Annotated in this window: 2 protein-coding genes; both read right to left on the reverse strand. The window is 37.6% G+C overall.

Annotated elements, in window-relative coordinates:
* Positions 1 to 109: 109 nt before the first annotated feature.
* The gene (locus FTT99_RS16350) at positions 110 to 676 is read right to left on the reverse strand and encodes an IS630 family transposase (RefSeq protein ID WP_180161695.1); all 567 of its coding nucleotides are present in this window, start codon (positions 674 to 676) and stop codon (positions 110 to 112) included.
* Positions 666 to 1,068 (reverse strand): helix-turn-helix domain-containing protein (locus tag FTT99_RS16355; RefSeq protein WP_180161693.1); only part of this gene is annotated, 403 nt, incomplete at its 5' end. The genes FTT99_RS16350 and FTT99_RS16355, both read right to left, overlap by 11 nt.

Below are 1,068 nucleotides of genomic sequence, written 5' to 3' on the forward strand. Positions count from 1 at the left end.
TTAACAATAATCAACCAGCTGATTTTTTTTAGCATTGTGTATTCATTATTTTTAGCTAATATCTTATACGTCAGTAAAACTATATTACTGATTAACATATAAGTTGTCATTAAAAAGTAAACATGTATTCTTTTCCGAATTGGTTTGATACTTTCTCCACCCATTGCTCTATTTTATCAGCTGTCATGACTTGAAAATCTCGCCAATAATATTTCATCTGCTTCCATACCATCTCGATTCGATTTAACTCAGGGCTATAAGCTGGAATAAAATACAGATTCGTCGAAAAGTTAGTTTTAAGTAGCTCTCTGTAATCAGCCATCTTTTTACTTCTATGAATCGAGGCATTATCAACAATAAGAACCAATGGAAGGTTATACGTCTGTTTAACTTGTTGAGCTATTCCAGTTAAATAGGCATAAAACCAAGTGCTTGTAACTGACTCTTGTAAACAACTTGTCACCAGTTTCCCCGTTGAAAGCAAACACCCCATGACATTAACTCGTTTTAATCTTATTGCATCAACCGCATGAACATCACCTATCTTTGTCCACGCATAGCGGTTATCAGGTGTAGATGAAAACCCTGTTTCATCAACATAACCTAATATAATTTCACCACGTGCCGCTTGCTCTCGTAATTCTTCAATCTGCTGTGTTGCTTGTTCAAATACAATCGGATCTCTTTTTTTTCAAGCTATGACGGGTACGCTTGAAGACCATACCTGAATCACGTAAAAACTTACGAATGGTTTCAACAGACACGGACACTTCGTATTCTTCATGTAGTTTGACTCGGATTTGTTCTGCATTGAGTGGACTTGTATTGACCCAATCTAAGATTTTCGCCTGATAGTCTGAGATCAATGTATTGGGTCGACCTGAGCGATGACCTTCTTTAATCGATTCAAACTCATACAATTCCCAACGTCGGCGTTGTAGCCTTATGGTTTCTGGGATACGTTCTTGTAGAGTGGCAACTTCCGCAACACTTTTACCTTCAGAAAGCCAGAGAATAGTTTGGGCACGTTGTCTTTCACGCCAATGTTTTGCATGTTTGGCCAGAAAA

It is taken from the genome of Acinetobacter sp. YH12040, from assembly GCF_013420005.1.
Classification (GTDB): domain Bacteria; phylum Pseudomonadota; class Gammaproteobacteria; order Pseudomonadales; family Moraxellaceae; genus Acinetobacter; species Acinetobacter amyesii.